The organism is Streptomyces sp. NPDC014882 (assembly GCF_043081325.1).
Lineage (GTDB): Bacteria > Actinomycetota > Actinomycetes > Streptomycetales > Streptomycetaceae > Streptomyces.
Genome location: NZ_JBIBWL010000010.1, coordinates 223169 through 239304 on the forward strand (window position 1 = coordinate 223169; position 16136 = coordinate 239304).

Consider the following 16136-nt stretch of genomic DNA (forward strand, 5'->3'; position numbering starts at 1 on the left):
CGGGGAAAGGTGAAGGGGGATGCGGAGGCGGGGCTCTGCGGCCCTATCGCATTCGCTTGCTCACGGAAGGCTCCTCGACGACCAGGACCCCTGGCGTGACGAGGGGTCCGCGCTTGCCGCGGAGCTCTGTCTCCACGGCCTGGTCCTCACCCGGGGCACCCCGCCACGGACGGAGGGTTGCCGGACAGTCGGCCGGGGCCTCATGACTGTCACTCATGACCTGGTACGGCATCTTGCCACACGATCACCGGCGCGCAAGGCGCGGTCCATTTCCTGAGACACCAGGAGGTCCCGGGACACCAGGGGTTCGGACCGCGCCCCGCCCGCCGCCGTCCCGGCTCAGGCGTGGGTGGCCGCCGCCCAGCGCTCCAGCGTCCGCTTCGCCGCCCCCGAGTCGAGGGACTCCGCGGCCCTGGCCATGCCGGCGCGGAGCTGCTCGGCGAGCGGTCCCCCGGTCGGCTCCAGGGCGACCAGGGCGGCCGCCGAGTTCAGCAGGACGGCGTCGCGGACCGGCCCTCTCTCGCCGTCCAGCAGCCTGCGCGCCACCTCGGCGTTGTGGGCGGCGTCCGCACCGCGCAGGGCCTCGACGGGAACGAGGTCGAGGCCGACGTCGCGCGGGTCGAAGGACTCCTCGGTCACCCGGCCCTCCCGCACGACCCAGACCCGGGAGGTGGAGGTCGTCGTCAGCTCGTCGAGGCCGTCGTCGCCGCGGAACACCAGCGAGGAGTGGCCGCGTTCGGCGAAGACGCCGGCGACGATCGGCGCCATGCGCGGGTCCGCCACACCGACCGCCTGGGCGCGGACCCTGGCCGGGTTGGTCAGCGGGCCCAGCACGTTGAACACCGTGCGGATGCCGAGCTGGCCGCGCGCGGCGCCCGCGTGGCGCAGCGCCGGGTGGAACGTCACGGCGAAGCAGAAGGTGATGCCGGCCTCCTCGGCGACCTCGGCAACCCGCCGCGGGGTCAGGTCGAGGCGGACGCCGAGCTTCTCCAGGACGTCCGAGGCGCCGGAGGCCGAGGACGCGGCCCGGTTGCCGTGCTTGACGACCTTGACGCCCGTGCCGGCGACGACGATCGAGGACATCGTGGAGATGTTGACCGTCTTCGCGCCGTCGCCGCCCGTGCCGACGATGTCGACCGCCGGGCCGGGCACCTCGATCACGTTCGCGTGCTCGTACATCGCGCGGACGAGTCCGTTGATCTCCTCGACGGTCTCGCCCTTGGCGCGCAGCGCCACCACGAAGCCGGCGATCTGCGCGTCGGTGGCCTCGCCGCGCATGATCCGGTCCATCGCCCACGCCGTGGCGTCGGCGCTCTGGTCGCGGCCGGACAGCAGGGCGTTCAGCACCTCGGGCCAGGAACGGTCCGCCGCGGTGTCGCCTCCGGCGGGGGTCACAGCGCTCATGAGTCGCTCCTGGATCAGTGTGGTCCCGCTCCGCGGGACGCGTGTCTCGACGCTTCCACCCTATCCAGCCGCGGACAGGGCGAAGGGCCCCGTCCGTACACCGGACGGGGCCCTTCTGGGGTGCGTGGCGACGCAGTGATCAGTGGTGGCCGTGGCCGCTCGTGATCTCCTTGTACTCCTCGACGGTCGGCTTGGCGATCTGGCTGTCCTCGCCGTAGTACGCCTTGCTGAGCTTGGCGCGGACCTTCTCGGTGCGCTTCACCTTGCGCTCGACGCCGTTCTCGTCGACCGTCGGGCCGATCTCGGCAGGCTTGTACTGCTCGTGCGAGGTGAGCGTGTAGAGCGCCTCCTGGCTGAGCGGCTCGTGCACCTCGATGAACTCACCGTGCGGCAGGCGCTTGATGGTGCCGGTCTCACGACCGTGCAGCACCTTGTCCCTGTCGCGGCGCTGGAGGCCGAGGCAGATCCGCTTGGTGATCACGAAGGCGATGACCGGTCCGGCGAAGAAGCCGATCCGGACGAACCAGGTGACCGCGTTGATCGACAGGTGGAAGTGGGTGGCGAAGATGTCGTTGCCACCGCCGACCAGCATGATCAGGTAGCCGGTGACCCAGGCGACACCGAAGGCCGTACGGGTCGGGGCGTTGCGCGGGCGGTCCAGGATGTGGTGCTCGCGCTTGTCGCCGGTGACCCACGACTCGATGAACGGGTACATGGCGATCACACCGAGGAACAGACCGAACAGCACCAGCGGGACGAACACGCCCATGACCAGCGTGTGGCCCCAGAAGTTGATCTCCCAGCCCGGCATCGCGCGGATCAGGCCCTCGGCGAAGCCCATGTACCAGTCGGGCTGGGCGCCGGTGGACACCTGGTCCGGACGGTAGGGGCCCAGCACCCAGATCGGGTTGATGGTCGCGATGCCGGCCATGGCCGCGATCGCGCCGAAGACCAGGAAGAAGAAGCCTCCGGCCTTGGCCATGTAGACCGGCAGCAGCGGCATGCCGACGACGTTCTTGTTGGTGCGTCCGGGACCCGCGAACTGGGTGTGCTTGTGGTAGAAGACCAGGATCAGGTGGCCGACCACGAGTCCGAGCATGATGCCCGGCAGCAGCAGGATGTGGATCGAGTAGAACCGCGCGACGAAGTCGCCGCCCGGGAACTCCCCGCCGAACAGGAACATCGAGATGTACGTGCCGACGATCGGCACGGACAGGATCGCGCCCTGCGTGAAGCGGACACCGGTGCCGGAGAGCAGGTCGTCCGGGAGCGAGTAGCCGGTGAAACCGGTGAACATGCCCAGGACGAACAGCAGGAAGCCGAACAGCCAGTTGATCTCGCGCGGCTTGCGGAAGGCGCCCGTGAAGAAGACGCGCATCATGTGCACGAACATGCCGGCGAGGAAGATGACCGCGGCCCAGTGGTGGATCTGCCGGATGAGCAGACCACCGCGCACGTCGAAGGAGATGTGCATGGTCGAGTTGAAGGCCTCGGACATCAGCTGGCCCTGCAGCGGGACGTAGCTGCCGTGGTACTCCACCTCGTTCATCGACGGGTGGAAGAACAGCGTCAGGTACACACCCGTGAGGATGATGATGATGAAGCTGTAGAGGCAGATCTCACCGAGCATGAAGGACCAGTGGTCCGGGAAGATCTTGCGCATGTTGGCCTTGGCCAGGGAGTAGATCCCCAGGCGGCCGTCGGCCCAGTCGGCGACCCGCTCGCCCGCGGGTGCCTTGCGGCGGTCGTCCTTGTTGCTCATCCGCGCTCCCAGAAGGCAGGACCGACGGGCTCTTCGAAGTCGCCGAGCGCCTCGAGGTAGCCCTCGTCGTTCACGCCGATGCGCAGCTGCGGCAGGGCGTGACCGGCGGGACCGAAGATCACTCGGGCACCGTCGGACAGGTCGAAGGTGGACTGGTGGCAGGGGCACAGCACGTGGTGCGTCTGCTGCTCGTACAGGGAGATCGGGCAGCCCACGTGGGTGCAGATCTTCGAGTACGCCACGATGCCTTCGTGCGACCACTCGAGTTCGCGCTTGTCCTTGATGTTGTCCGGCTGGATGCGGACGATCATCAGGGCGGCCTTGGCGATCTCGGTCTGGAAGTCGTGGTCCTCCTCCTCCAGGCCTTCCGGCTTGGCGAAGGTGAGGGACCCGACGGCGACGTCCGAGGGACGCAGCGGCTCGTTGGTGTTCATGTTGACGAGCAGCTTGCCCTTGGACCACCGCGTGTGCCGCAGCTTGTCCTCGGGCAGCGGACCGAGGTCGCGCAGCAGGACGACGCCGGAGAGCGGGAAGAGGGCCAGCGCGCCGAACATCGTGTTGCGGATCAGCTTGCGGCGGCCCAGCGCGGACTCCCGGGCGCCGTCCCGGAAGTCGGCCATGACCTTGGCCTTGACCTCGGGCGCCGCCTCGATCGCGTGCCGCTCGTCGGCGATCTCCACGTCGGACATCAGGGTGCGGGCCCAGTGGACCGCGCCCGCGCCGATGCAGAACAGGGCCGCGCCGAGCGTCAGACCGAGCGCGAAGTTCAGCGCGCTGATGTGGCCGAGCGGGAAGATGAAGACCGACTTGTCGTGCGGGATCGCCACGTAGGAGGCGATGAAGCCGACGGTGGCCAGCATCGACAGCGTGAACAGGAAGGCGACCGCACGCTCGGACCGCTTGGCGGCCCGCTCGTCGATGTCCTGCACGCGGTGCTCGTGGGGCGGCAGCCCGGGGTCGGCGAACGGGTTCTTCTCGTCCGCGACGCCTACGGCTCCGTGGGCGTGGTCCTGCTCAGCGGGCAGGTTCTCTTCTGGGATGTCTTGGCTACTCATGACTTCTTGGCCTTTGCGGTCCGGGCGGCGACCCACACGGCGACGGCGATCAGCCCGCCGAGACCGAAGATCCAGCCGAAGAGGCCCTCGCTGACCGGCCCGAGGCCGCCCAGCTCGAGGCCGCCGGGGCTCTCCGTGTCAGAGCTGTTGACCGCGTCCAGGTACGCGATGATGTCCTTCTTGTTCTGCTCCGACATGGTGGTGTCGGGGAAGGAGGGCATGTTCTGCGGGCCGGTCTGCATGGCCTCGTAGATGTGCTTCGGGTCCACGCCCTCCAGCGAAGGTGCGTACTTGCCCCGGGTCAGGGCGCCGCCCTTGCCGGTGAAGTTGTGGCACTGGGCGCAGTTGGTCCGGAACAGCTCGCCGCCCTTGGCGATGTCCGCGCCCTCGGGGCCGTACTGGGCCTCGGTGGGGACGGCCGGGCCGGCGCCGAGCGAGGCGATGTACGCGGCGAGCTGGTCGATCTCGGCCTGCGTGTAGATGTTCTTCTTCTTGGGCACCTGGGCGCCCTGGGAGGTCGCGGCCGGCATCCGGCCGGTGGCGACCTGGAAGTCGACTGCCGCGGCGCCCACGCCGACCAGGCTCGGACCGTCGGAGGTGCCCTGACCGCCGGTGCCGTGGCAGCTGGCGCAGCCGACGGCGTAGAGCTTCTTGCCCTCGTCGATGGCGAGGGACTGTGCGGTTTCGTCTGCCTGCGCCTTGCTCGCGGGTGCGAACGCGGCGTACAGCCCCCCGGTGCATGCCAGCGCGAGGAGTAGGACGACGAGCGCCGCCATCGGATGGCGTCGTCGTGCGGAGAGCTTTTTCACGGATTACCCCGGTGTCAGGATCTTCTGCGTCGATGCTTCTGGGACGGGTGCGGGATCGGGCCCGGCTACTTGATCAGGTAGATCGTGGCGAAGAGGCCGATCCAGACGACATCGACGAAGTGCCAGTAGTAGGACACGACGATGGCCGCGGTCGCCTGTTCGTGGGTGAACCTCTTCGCCGCGTAGGTGCGGCCGAGGACGAACAGGAAGGCGATGAGGCCACCCGTCACGTGCAGGCCGTGGAACCCGGTGGTCAGGTAGAACGCCGAGCCGTACGGGTCGGAGGAGAGCGAGAGCCCGTCCTTCTTGACCAGCTCGGTGTACTCGTACACCTGACCGCCGATGAAGATCGCACCCATCACGAAGGTGACGATGAACCACATTCTGAGCTTCTTCACGTCACCGCGCTCGGCGGCGAAGACGCCGAGCTGGCAGGTGAGCGAGGAGAGCACCAGGATCGTGGTGTTCGTCGCCGAGAACGGAAGGTTCAGCGCGTGCGCCATTTCCTTCCAGTGATCGGGACCCGTCACCGATCGCAGGGTGAAGTACATCGCGAAGAGGGCCGCGAAGAACATCAGCTCGGAACTCAGCCAGATGATGGTTCCGACGCTGGTGAGGTTCGGCCGATTGACCGACGGGTGCGCGTGCCCGGTGTCTACTGTCGTTGCTGTCGCCACGACCGACATTATGTCGGTCGCTTATCCCGCCCTCACTCCGGGGGGTGCCGTTCGGAGTGTCCGCACCCCGTGGACTGCCCGTATGGCCCATCGCGGGCATGTTCCCACAGGTGTTGACGAGGTGTCCGGGGGAGTAGCATCCGCCCCATCGGTACCCCGAAGTTCCACTCCAATGACGCGGAGGAACCATGCAGGCGACCGCCACGGTGCTGGTCTACAGCCACGACGCCGACACCAGGGAGCAGGTGCGGCTGGCCGCCGGCCGGCGGCCGGCCCCGGACGCGCCCCTGGTCGAGTTCCTGGAGTGCGCGACGCCCGCCGCCGTGCTGACGGAGCTGGACCGGGGCGGGATCGACGTGTGCGTGCTGGACGGCGAGGCCGTGCCCATGGGTGGCATGGGGCTGTGCCGGCAGATCAAGGACGAGGTGTTCCGCTGCCCGCCGGTGCTGCTGCTCATCGGGCGGCCGCAGGACGCGTGGCTGGCGACCTGGAGCCGGGCCGACGCGGCCGTGACGCTGCCGGTGGAGCCCGTGGAGTTCGCGGCGGCCCTGGCGGCCCTGCTGAGCCGCCGGAGCCTCGTGGGCGTGCCCGAGGGCGCCGGCGGGTCCTGAAAGGACGGCGGCGCCCCGCGCGGCGTCCTGGGGCGCGCCCGGCCCTTCCCGTCGGGCGCGTCCTAGACGGCCGTCGGCCGGAGCCTGGAGGTGTCCTCCTGGGTCTTCCGGCCGTCGGCGGTCAGGGCGCTGCCCTCGCGCCACTTCTTCCAGTCCAGGTTCCAGTCGCCGAAGCCGTTGCCGAAGGTCTCCATCGTGTCGCCGTCGCTGTTGACGACCTGGACGATGTCGCCCTCGCGGACGTTGTCGAAGAACCACTCGGCGTTCTCGGTGCTCATGCCCACGCAGCCGTGGCTGACGTTGGCGGAGCCCTGGGAGCCGACGGACCAGGGGGCGGCGTGGACGTACTCTCCGCTCCAGGTGACGCGGGTGGCGTAGTACACGGGCAGGTCGTACGACTCCGAGGAGCCCTCGGCGATGCCGACGGTGGTGCCGCGCATGCGTACGAAGTACTCCTTGCCGAGGACGACCTTGACGCCGTTGCGGGTCTCGAAACCGGGCTTTCCGGTGGTGACGGGGATCTCCTTCACCTCCTCGCCGTTGCGGTAGAGCGTGAGGGAGTGCGCGGAGGCGTCGGTGACGGCGATGACGCGGTCGCCGACGGTGAAGGCGATGTCCTTCGACCTCCCGCCCCAGAGCCGGTCGCCGACCTTGATGCCGTCGAGGTTGCTGCGGACGCGGACGGTGGCGTGGGCGGGCCAGTACTCCTTCGGGCGGTAGTGCAGCGTCCTGTCGTCCACCCAGTGCCAGCCGCCCTGCACGGAGGGCTTGGCGTCGACCTTCAGGGAGCGTTCCACGACGGCCCGCTGGGCGGGGTCCTTGACCGGCCGGTTCAGTTCGGCGGTGACGGGCCGTCCGACGCCGTAGGTGCCCGTGCCGGGGCCGAAGGTGACGGTCAGCCGCTTCTTGGCGGTGGGCGTGCCGGTGTCGAAGGTGAGGACCCGGCGACCGGGGGCGCCGTCCTCGTCCTCGGTGCTCACCCGGACCGTGTAGCGGGCGCCCGCGGCGAGCGGTTCGGTGCTGTGCCAGCGGCGGCCGTCGGCGGCGAGTTCGCCCGCCACGTAGCGGCCTGCGGCGTCCAGGGCGGTGACGTCGGTGATCCGCTCGCCGGAGTCCTCCGCCCTGATCTCCAGGGGCTTGTCCGGGTCGGCCTTCTCGGCGTCGCCGCGGGGGACGTTGAACGAGATCCGGTCCGTGGCGTCGTACGGCCGTGAGGCGAGCGGGTTGCCGTCCGAGCCGCAGGCGGTTGCGCCCGCGACCAGGGCGATCACCAGCAGCGTGCAGCTGACGACGGTGCGGGGGCGGGGTTCGTGGCTCATGGCTTCACGCTAGGGAGCGGCGTCGGCCACGGCGCGCTGGGTGACACGTACGGGCGATACCCGTTAGGGCAAAAGCAGGAGCCCGGACGCTCCTCACGGAGTGTCCGGGCTCTGCCGCGCGCGGCGCGTGCTACTGGGTGCGGTTCTCGCCGCGGTAGTACTCGAAGACCCAGCCCCACAGGCCGATGAGGATCATCGGGGCGGAGAAGTAGAGCAGCCACCAGCCGACCGCGACCCCCAGGAAGGCGAGGGCGCCGCCGATGGCCAGGGAGAGCGGCTGCCAGCTGTGCGGGCTGAAGAAGCCCAGCTCGCCGGCGTCGTCCGCGACGTCCGCCTCCTTGTTGTCCTGGGCACCGGTGTCGACCCGCTTGGCGGTGAAGCCCAGGTAGAAGCCGACCATGATGGACAGGCCGAAGGCCAGGAAGAGGGCCGTCGTACCGGCCGGCTCCTTGGACCAGACGCCGTAGACGGTCGCCATGACGAGCAGGAAGACGCTCAGCCAGATGAACATCTTGCCCTGGATCTTCACTTGCCGGCCTCCTTGCTGCCCGCGACGGCGGCGGCGCCGTGACCGGCGTGCTCCAGCTGCTCGAGCGCTGCGATCTCCGGGTGGTGCAGGTCGAACGCCGGGGATTCGCTGCGGATCCGCGGCAGGGTGAGGAAGTTGTGGCGCGGCGGCGGGCAGGAGGTCGCCCACTCCAGGGAGCGGCCGTAGCCCCACGGGTCGTCGACCTGGACCGGCTTGCCGTACTTGGCGGTCTTCCACACGTTGTAGAAGAACGGCAGGACGGACAGGCCGAGCACGAACGAGCTGATCGTCGAGATCGTGTTCAGGACGGTGAAGCCGTCGGCGGCCAGGTAGTCCGCGTAGCGGCGCGGCATGCCCTCGGCGCCCAGCCAGTGCTGGACCAGGAACGTGCCGTGGAAGCCGACGAACAGCGTCCAGAAGGTGATCTTGCCGAGGCGCTCGTCGAGCATCTTGCCGGTGAACTTCGGCCACCAGAAGTGGAAACCGGAGAACATCGCGAAGACGACGGTGCCGAAGACGACGTAGTGGAAGTGGGCCACCACGAAGTACGAGTCCGAGACGTGGAAGTCCATCGGCGGCGAGGCCAGGATGACGCCGGTCAGACCACCGAAGGTGAAGGTGATCAGGAAGCCGGCCGCCCACAGCATCGGGGTCTCGAAGCTCAGCGACCCCTTCCACATCGTTCCGATCCAGTTGAAGAACTTCACGCCCGTCGGGACGGCGATGAGGAACGTCATGAAGGAGAAGAACGGGAGCAGGACGCCACCGGTGACGTACATGTGGTGCGCCCACACCGTCACGGACAGACCGGCGATCGAGATGGTCGCGGCGATCAGGCCCATGTAGCCGAACATCGGCTTGCGGGAGAACACCGGGATCACTTCGGAGATGATCCCGAAGAACGGCAGGGCGATGATGTACACCTCTGGGTGGCCGAAGAACCAGAAGAGGTGCTGCCACAGCAGCGCGCCGCCGTTGGAGGCGTCGAAGATGTGGGCGCCGAACTTGCGGTCCGCCTCCAGGGCGAACAGCGCGGCCGCGAGGACCGGGAAGGCCAGCAGGACCAGGACACCGGTCAGCAGGACGTTCCAGGTGAAGATCGGCATGCGGAACATGGTCATGCCGGGCGCGCGCATGCAGATGATCGTGGTGATGAAGTTGACCGAGCCGAGGATCGTGCCGAAGCCGGAGAAGGCCAGACCCATGATCCACATGTCGGCGCCGATGCCCGGGCTGCGGACCGCGTCCGAGAGCGGGGAGTAGGCGAACCAGCCGAAGTCGGCCGCACCCGCGGGGGTGAGGAAGCCGGCCACGGCGATCAGCGAGCCGAACAGGTACAGCCAGTAGGCGAACATGTTCAGTCGCGGGAAGGCGACGTCGGGGGCGCCGATCTGGAGCGGCATGATCCAGTTCGCGAAGCCGGCGAACAGCGGCGTCGCGAACATCAGCAGCATGATCGTGCCGTGCATCGTGAACGCCTGGTTGAACTGCTCGTTCGACATGAACTGCAGGCCCGGACGGGCCAGCTCGGCGCGCATGAAGAGCGCCATCACGCCGCCGATGCAGAAGAACGCGAACGACGTCACGAGGTACAGCGTGCCGATCGTCTTGTGGTCCGTCGTGGTGAGCCACTTGACGGCGACTTCGCCGCGGCGCTGGCGCCGGACCGGCAGCTCGTCCTCATAGTGGGACCCTGCTGCGGCGGCACCCTGGGGTTCGTTGAGGATGCTCACAGGATGTTCGACTCCCGGTTCTTCTCGGGGCTCGTCTGCTCGATGCCGGCGGGAACGTAACCGGTCTGCCCCTTCTTGGCGAGGTCCTTCAGGTGCTGCTCGTAGCGCTCGGGGGAGACGACCTTCACGTTGAACAGCATCCGGGAGTGGTCGACGCCGCACAGCTCGGCGCACTTGCCCAGGAAGGTGCCCTGCTTGTTGGGGGTCACCTGGAAGGCGTTGGTGTGGCCCGGGATGACGTCCTGCTTCATCAGGAACGGCACCACCCAGAAGGAGTGGATGACGTCACGCGAGGTGAGGACGAAGCGGACCGTCTTGCCCTCGGGGAGCCAGAGGGTCGGACCGGGGTTGTCGGTCTGCGGGTTCCGCTCACCGGGGGTGCCGCAGGTGTAGACACCGCCCGCGTCGGCCGGGAAGTCCTTCTTGTACCGGTCCGGGATCGCGGCCAGGTTCTTGTCGGACTTCGCGTCACCGGTGGAACCGTCGACGCCTTCGATGTAGTTGAAGCACCAGCTCCACTGGAAGCCGACCACGTTGACCGTGACGTCGGGCTTCTTGTCGAGGCTGAGCAGCTTCGATTCGTCGCGGGCGGTGAAGTAGAAGAGGACCGAGACGATGATGATCGGGACCACCGTGTACAGGGCCTCGATGGGCATGTTGTACCGGGTCTGCGGAGGTACCTCGACCTTGGTGCGGCTGCGCCGGTGGAAGAAAGCACTCCACAGGATCAGGCCCCACACCAGCACGCCGGTGGCCAGCGCGGCAGCCCATGAGCCCTGCCACAGGGAGAGGATCCGCGGAGCCTCTTCCGTGGTCGGGGTGGGCATACCAAGGCGGGGGAAGTCCTCGTATGTGCAACCGGTTGCGGTCGCAAGGACCAGGCCCGCGGTCAGTGCCTGCAGCAGCTTCCGCCGCATCGGGCGCCGCGGCGAGCGGTCGGAGCCGTTGGGACTCACGTAGCGCCTTCCCGAGAGTCTCGCCCGCGCGGTCGGCTGCGGCCTTCTCGCTGGTAGGTCGCCGCCCTGCGTCGGGCAGGGGTTTGGATGTTTATGCGGACCAAACCCTACTGGACGCGTTTTGGGGTCGCGCGGGGAGGGGTGGGCAACGCGCCGGGGGTCATGCCCCGGGGTGGGAGAGGGCCCCTAATCGCTCGGGGATGCGCTCTGTTGGACGCGTGCGTGCGGGTTTGTGACCGCTCGCGCCGTTCCCCGGTCCGCCGTGCCGCTCCCCCGCGTCCTACCGTTGCCGTGTGCCCTACTTCGACGCCGCCTCCGCCGCCCCGCTCCATCCCGTGGCCCGTCAGGCCCTGTTGGCCTCGCTCGACGAGGGCTGGGCCGATCCCGCCCGGCTCTACCGGGAGGGCCGCCGAGCCCGGCTGCTGCTGGACGCCTCCCGCGAGGCGGCGGCGGAGGCGGTGGGGTGCCGGCCCGACGAGGTGGTGTTCACCCCGTCCGGGACGCGTGCCGTGCACAGCGGTGTCGCGGGCGCGCTGGCGGGCCGGCGACGCGCCGGACGCCACCTGATCGTGTCAGCGGTCGAACATTCCTCCGTGCTCCATTCGGCCGAGGCCTTCGAGTCGGCCGGCGGGACGGTGACCCGGGTGCCGGTGCTGCGGTCCGGCGCGGTGACCGCCGCGTCGTACGCCGGGGCACTGCGGCCCGGCACCGCGCTCGCCTGTCTGCAGTCGGCCAACCACGAGGTGGGGACCGAGCAGCCGGTGGCGGAGGTGGCCGAGGCGTGCCGGGAGGCGGGGGTGCCGTTGTTCGTCGACGCGGCCCAGTCGCTCGGGTGGGGGCCGGTGGCGGGGCCCTGGTCGCTGCTGGCGGCGAGCGCGCACAAGTGGGGCGGGCCGTCGGGGGTGGGGCTGCTGGTGGTGCGCAAGGGGGTGCGGTTCGCTCCTCAAGGGCCCGCCGACGAGCGGGAGTCGGGGCGCGCGGCCGGGTTCGAGAACATCCCGGCGATCGTGGCCGCGGTGGCGTCGCTGCGGGCGGTGCGGACGGAGGCGGCGGCCGAGGCGGCGCGGCTGCGGGAGCTGACCGGGCGGATCCGGGCCCGGGTGGCGCGGGTCGTGCCGGACGTGGAGGTGGTGGGTGACGCGGAGCGGCGGCTGCCCGGGATCGTCACCTTCTCCTGTCTCTACGTCGACGGGGAGGCCCTGCTGCACGAGCTGGACCGGGAGGGGTTCTCCGTCTCCTCCGGTTCGTCCTGCACGAGCAGCACGCTCACGCCGAGTCACGTGCTCAGGGCGATGGGGGTGCTGAGCGAGGGCAACGTGCGGGTGTCGCTGCCGCCGGGGACGTCCGGGGAGGACGTGGAGCGGTTCCTCGCCGTGCTGCCGGGCGTGGTGGCGGGGGTGCGGGACAAGCTCGGGGGGCCCGCGCCGGCGGCCGCCGCGAGGGGGGACGAGCTGGTCCTCGACGCCCTCGGCAAGCTCTGCCCGCTCCCCGTGATCGAGCTGGCGAAGGTCATCGCCGACGTGCCGGTCGGCGGCACCGTGCGGGTCCTGGCCGACGACGAGGCGGCCCGGCTCGACATTCCCGCCTGGTGCCAGATGCGGGGGCAGGAGTACGTCGGCGAGGAGCCGGCGGACCGGGGCTCCGCCCATCTGGTCCGCCGGCTCGTCTGAACCGGGTCCGCGCGGGTTCCGGACGAGCCGGGGCCAGGCCGACCCTGTACGGGCCGGGTCCGGGCCGACCTCGCGCGGGCCGGGTCCGCGGACTCCGGGTCAGCTCAGGTGCTTCTGGACCTCGGCGGCGGCCTCGTCGCCGTACGCCTTCGCGAAGCGGTCCATGAAGTGGGCGCGGCGGAGCCGGTACTCCTGGGTGCCGACGGTCTCGATGACGAGGGTGGCGAGCATGCAGCCGATCTGGGCGGCGCGCTCCAGGGAGACGTTCCACGCCAGGCCGGAGAGGAAGCCGGCGCGGAGGGCGTCGCCGACGCCGGTGGGGTCGGCCTTGCGCTCCTCCTGCGGGCAGCCGACCTCGATCGGCTCCTCGCCGGCCCGCTCGACGCGCACGCCGCGCGCGCCGAGGGTGGTGACGCGGTGGCCGACCTTGCCGAGGATCTCCTCGTCGCTCCAGCCGGTCTTGGACTCGATGAGGCCCTTCTCGTACTCGTTGGAGAAGAGGTACGTCGCCCCGTCCAGCAGGATGCGGATCTCCTCGCCGCCCATGCGGGCGATCTGCTGGGAGAAGTCGGCGGCGAAGGGGATGTCCCGGGAGCGGCACTCCTCGGTGTGGCGCAGCATCGCCTCGGGGTCGTCGGCGCCGATCAGGACCAGGTCGAGGCCGCCGACGCGGTCGGCGACGGTCTTCAGTTCGATGAGGCGGGCCTCGCTCATCGCGCCCGTGTAGAAGGAGCCGATCTGGTTGTGGTCGGAGTCCGTGGTGCACACGAAGCGGGCGGTGTGCAGGGTCTCGGAGATGCGGACCGAGGCGGTGTCGACGCCGTGCCGGTCCAGCCAGGCCCGGTACTCGTCGAAGTCGGAGCCGGCGGCGCCGACCAGGACGGGCTTCGTGCCGAGCTGCCCCATGCCGAAGGCGATGTTCGCGCCCACCCCGCCGCGGCGCACGTCCAGCTTGTCGACCAGGAAGGAGAGCGAGACCGTGTGGAGCTGGTCCGCGACGAGCTGGTCGGCGAAGCGGCCGGGGAACGTCATGAGGTGGTCGGTTGCGATGGAGCCGGTGACTGCGATGCGCACGGCGTGGACTCTCCTGTAGGAGGGGGATTGACAGTTCACGCTACCCGGTCGACCGTGACCGCTGAAGCGGACGAAACTACCCGATAGTAGATCTTTCTTCGCGGCCCCGACGGTGCGTACGGTGCCGTTATGACGAACCTCAAGGTCCACGCGCCCGCTCCGGCCGACCTCGAAGGCGACCTGGCGTCGCTGCGGGGCGACTGCGCCCGGATGGCCCCGCACTGGAGCGCCCCGGAGAAGCACGCGTCCCGCCCGGTGCCGCTGTCCCTGCTCCACGGCGTCACCGTCCCCGCGGCCTCGGCCCGGCTGCTGGAGGCGATGCCGGAGTACGGCAACTAGCGCGGGGCTCCCGCGGGTCCTTCTTCCGGCCGGGGCGCGAGCGGGGGAACCGCGCGCGCCCCCGCTGCGTCCCATCGCTGTCCCCGTGAAGGGGATGTGGGACACGACAGCGGCGCAGCCGAAGGAGCGATGCGGTGAACACCGAGCGACCCGACAACGACGACGCCGCGCGCGGGCCGGAGGACGGGCGCACCCCGCAGGACCGGGGTACGCCGCGGGAGGCGCGTGCGGAGGAGACCTCGTCCGAGGAGAACACGGAGAACACGGAGAGCGGGGAGAGCGGGAAGGCCGAGGAGGACGGCGGGACCGGGGCCGGGGCCGGGGAGAGCGTGTCCAGGGCCGAGCCCGGGACGTCCGCCGAAGCCCCGGGCCCGGCCCGGGAGGCGGGGAGTCCCGGCACGTCCGGCGCGACCGACGCGGAGGAGCCCGCGGCCGGTCCGGTGGCCGACGACGGCGCTCCCGCCACCCCGGCACCTCCCGCCGATCCCGCGGCTCCCGGCCCGCGGGACGAGGCCGAGGACGGTGTCGTGGCCCGTTCCCCCGGCGCCGAGCGGCACGCCGACGAGCGGCACGGCGGTGCCGCCGCGGGCGGCCGCCGGCGCTCCGTCGCCCTCGTCGCCTCCGTCGCCGCCGCCGTGCTGCTCGTCGGCGGGGGCGGGGCCTATCTCGCCTCCCGCGCGGGAGACGGCGCCGGCGGCGGACGGGTGCCCGCGGCGGACGGCACTCCCCCGGCGCTCGTGCTGGACGACCACGCCCCGGCGTCGGACCCGGGGAGCCCGCAGGGCATCGCGCCCGGCGAGCCGAACCCGTACGGGGTGGTCTACCGGGCCGACGGCACCCTCCCGGCGGGCCCCGGCTCGGCCTCCGTGTACTGGGCGAAGGGCGAGGTCGCGCGGGCCGAGGTGGCCCGACTGGCGGACGCGCTGGGGGTCGAGGGCACTGCGGTGGCCGAGGGCCGGACGTGGCGGGTCGGTTCCGCGAAGGACGGGTCCGGCCCGGTGCTCCGGGTGGAGAGGGACGCGCCGGGCGCGTGGACGTTCAGCCGGTACGTCCCCGGCACGGACTCCTGCAAGAGCGGCTCCGACGTCTGCGCACCGGACGCCACCGCCTCGTCCGCGGACCCGGTGGGCGAGGCGGCCGCGAGGAAGGCGGCGGCGCCGGTCCTGAAGGCGGTCGGGCAGGGCACCGCCGAGATCGACGCGAGCCAGGTCATGGGCGCGCAGCGGGTCGTGAACGCCGACCCCGAGATCGACGGCCTGCCGACCTACGGCTGGACGACCGGCGTCACCGTGAGCGCCCAGGGCGGGATCGTCGCCGGCAGCGGCAAGGTGAAGGCGCCGGCCGAGGGGGCGACGTACCCCGTGCTGGGGGCGCGGGAGACGCTGGACCGGATGAACGCGGCGCCGGGGGCCGACCCCCGTGCGGGCATCGGCGGCTGCGCCACGCCCGTGCCGGCGGAGGAACAGCCGCAGGGCGCGTGCGGGACGTCGTCGGGCGTGTCCCACAAGGAGACGCTCACGGTCGAGGAGGCGGTGTTCGGGCTCGCCCCGCACGCCTCGGGCGGCCGGCAGGTGCTGGTGCCCTCCTGGCTGTTCTCGGTGCGCGGGGCCGGGGCGGGGGGCGCCTACACGGTGACGCACCCGGCGGTCGAGCCGCGGTTCCTGAGCGCGCCCCCGGCCGCCACGCCGTCCGGGGCGCCGACCCCGGACACCGGGACCCGTGACGTGAAGGTCGACGGTTACACGGCCGAGGGCGACGAACTGGTCGTCGCCTTCACGGGCGGGGTGTGCTCCGACTACCGGGTGACGGCGGTGGAGAGCGGGGACCGGGTGAAGGTCACCGTGACCGAGACGCCGTGGCCGGACACCATCTGCATCAAGATCGCCAAGTTCTTCCACCGCACCGTGCGGCTCGACGAGCCGCTGGGCGACCGGACGGTCGTCGGCTCGGACGGCAAGCAGGTCCCCCTGGAGAAGCCGGGAGCGCGGCTGCCGCGCTGAGGCGTCTCCGGCGGACCGTGCCGGACACGCGGAACCGGACACGCGGAACCGGACACGCGGAACCGGACACGCGGAAGGGGGGGGGCCCCCCCCCCGGGGGGGCCCCCCCCCCCCCCCCCCCCGCGGGGGGCGCCCCCCCCGCGCGCGCCCCCCCCCCCCCGCCCCCCCCGCGGGGGGGGTGGGTAGAGTAAACCCCCA

At 70.8% G+C, this 16136-nt stretch carries 14 protein-coding genes and 1 riboswitch; of the genes, 4 read left to right on the forward strand and 10 right to left on the reverse strand.

Annotated elements, in window-relative coordinates; genetic code table 11:
- Positions 1 to 104: 104 nt before the first annotated feature.
- Positions 105 to 221, reverse strand: a riboswitch (SAM riboswitch).
- Positions 222 to 339: 118 nt separating this feature from the next.
- The 5 genes from trpD to ACF09K_RS23375 form a co-directional block, all read right to left on the reverse strand.
- The gene (gene trpD, locus ACF09K_RS23355) at positions 340 to 1404 is read right to left on the reverse strand and encodes an anthranilate phosphoribosyltransferase (RefSeq protein ID WP_392246331.1); all 1065 of its coding nucleotides are present in this window, start codon (positions 1402 to 1404) and stop codon (positions 340 to 342) included.
- 139 nt (positions 1405 to 1543) lie between these two features.
- A complete protein-coding gene (locus ACF09K_RS23360; RefSeq protein WP_392246332.1) occupies positions 1544 to 3166 on the reverse strand; it encodes a cytochrome bc complex cytochrome b subunit in 1623 nt (540 codons plus the stop codon).
- The gene (locus ACF09K_RS23365) at positions 3163 to 4221 is read right to left on the reverse strand and encodes a Rieske 2Fe-2S domain-containing protein (RefSeq protein WP_382781821.1); all 1059 of its coding nucleotides are present in this window, start codon (positions 4219 to 4221) and stop codon (positions 3163 to 3165) included. Before ACF09K_RS23365 ends, ACF09K_RS23360 begins: the two co-directional genes overlap by 4 nt.
- Positions 4218 to 5030 carry a c-type cytochrome gene (locus tag ACF09K_RS23370; protein WP_392246334.1) on the reverse strand — a complete coding sequence of 271 codons (813 nt, stop codon included), beginning with the start codon at positions 5028 to 5030 and terminating at the stop codon, positions 4218 to 4220. Before ACF09K_RS23370 ends, ACF09K_RS23365 begins: the two co-directional genes overlap by 4 nt.
- 65 nt (positions 5031 to 5095) lie before the next feature.
- Positions 5096 to 5716, reverse strand: a complete 621-nt coding sequence (locus tag ACF09K_RS23375; RefSeq protein WP_366062195.1) for a heme-copper oxidase subunit III — start codon at positions 5714 to 5716, stop codon at positions 5096 to 5098.
- 179 nt (positions 5717 to 5895) lie between these two features.
- On the opposite strand from ACF09K_RS23375, the gene ACF09K_RS23380 reads away from it, so the two are divergent.
- On the forward strand, positions 5896 to 6318 hold the full coding sequence (locus ACF09K_RS23380) for a hypothetical protein (RefSeq protein ID WP_392246335.1): 423 nt from the start codon (positions 5896 to 5898) through the stop codon (positions 6316 to 6318).
- Between the two features lie 62 nt (positions 6319 to 6380).
- Here ACF09K_RS23380 and ACF09K_RS23385 read toward each other — a convergent pair whose 3' ends face one another.
- The 4 genes from ACF09K_RS23385 to coxB form a co-directional block, all read right to left on the reverse strand.
- Positions 6381 to 7637 (reverse strand): Ig-like domain-containing protein, encoded by a 1257-nt coding sequence (locus ACF09K_RS23385; protein ID WP_392246337.1) that lies wholly within the window; start codon positions 7635 to 7637, stop codon positions 6381 to 6383.
- 130 nt (positions 7638 to 7767) lie between these two features.
- The gene (locus ACF09K_RS23390) at positions 7768 to 8166 is read right to left on the reverse strand and encodes a cytochrome c oxidase subunit 4 (protein ID WP_392246338.1); all 399 of its coding nucleotides are present in this window, start codon (positions 8164 to 8166) and stop codon (positions 7768 to 7770) included.
- Positions 8163 to 9899: a cytochrome c oxidase subunit I gene (gene ctaD, locus ACF09K_RS23395; protein ID WP_392246340.1), complete on the reverse strand. Its 1737-nt coding sequence runs from the start codon at positions 9897 to 9899 to the stop codon at positions 8163 to 8165. Before ctaD ends, ACF09K_RS23390 begins: the two co-directional genes overlap by 4 nt.
- The gene (coxB, locus tag ACF09K_RS23400; RefSeq protein WP_392246342.1) at positions 9896 to 10855 is read right to left on the reverse strand and encodes a cytochrome c oxidase subunit II; all 960 of its coding nucleotides are present in this window, start codon (positions 10853 to 10855) and stop codon (positions 9896 to 9898) included. Before coxB ends, ctaD begins: the two co-directional genes overlap by 4 nt.
- A gap of 293 nt (positions 10856 to 11148) precedes the next feature.
- On the opposite strand from coxB, the gene ACF09K_RS23405 reads away from it, so the two are divergent.
- Positions 11149 to 12525, forward strand: coding sequence for a cysteine desulfurase/sulfurtransferase TusA family protein (locus tag ACF09K_RS23405; protein WP_392246343.1), 1377 nt, complete (start codon positions 11149 to 11151; stop codon positions 12523 to 12525).
- Positions 12526 to 12624: 99 nt separating this feature from the next.
- Here ACF09K_RS23405 and ACF09K_RS23410 read toward each other — a convergent pair whose 3' ends face one another.
- A complete protein-coding gene (locus ACF09K_RS23410) occupies positions 12625 to 13599 on the reverse strand; it encodes a carbohydrate kinase family protein (RefSeq protein ID WP_392246344.1) in 975 nt (324 codons plus the stop codon).
- 129 nt (positions 13600 to 13728) lie between these two features.
- On the opposite strand from ACF09K_RS23410, the gene ACF09K_RS23415 reads away from it, so the two are divergent.
- Together ACF09K_RS23415 and ACF09K_RS23420 are read left to right on the forward strand one after the other, a co-directional pair.
- Positions 13729 to 13938 (forward strand): hypothetical protein, encoded by a 210-nt coding sequence (locus tag ACF09K_RS23415; protein ID WP_392246346.1) that lies wholly within the window; start codon positions 13729 to 13731, stop codon positions 13936 to 13938.
- Positions 13939 to 14072: 134 nt separating this feature from the next.
- Positions 14073 to 15938: a hypothetical protein gene (locus ACF09K_RS23420; RefSeq protein WP_392246348.1), complete on the forward strand. Its 1866-nt coding sequence runs from the start codon at positions 14073 to 14075 to the stop codon at positions 15936 to 15938.
- Positions 15939 to 16136 lie beyond the last annotated feature (198 nt).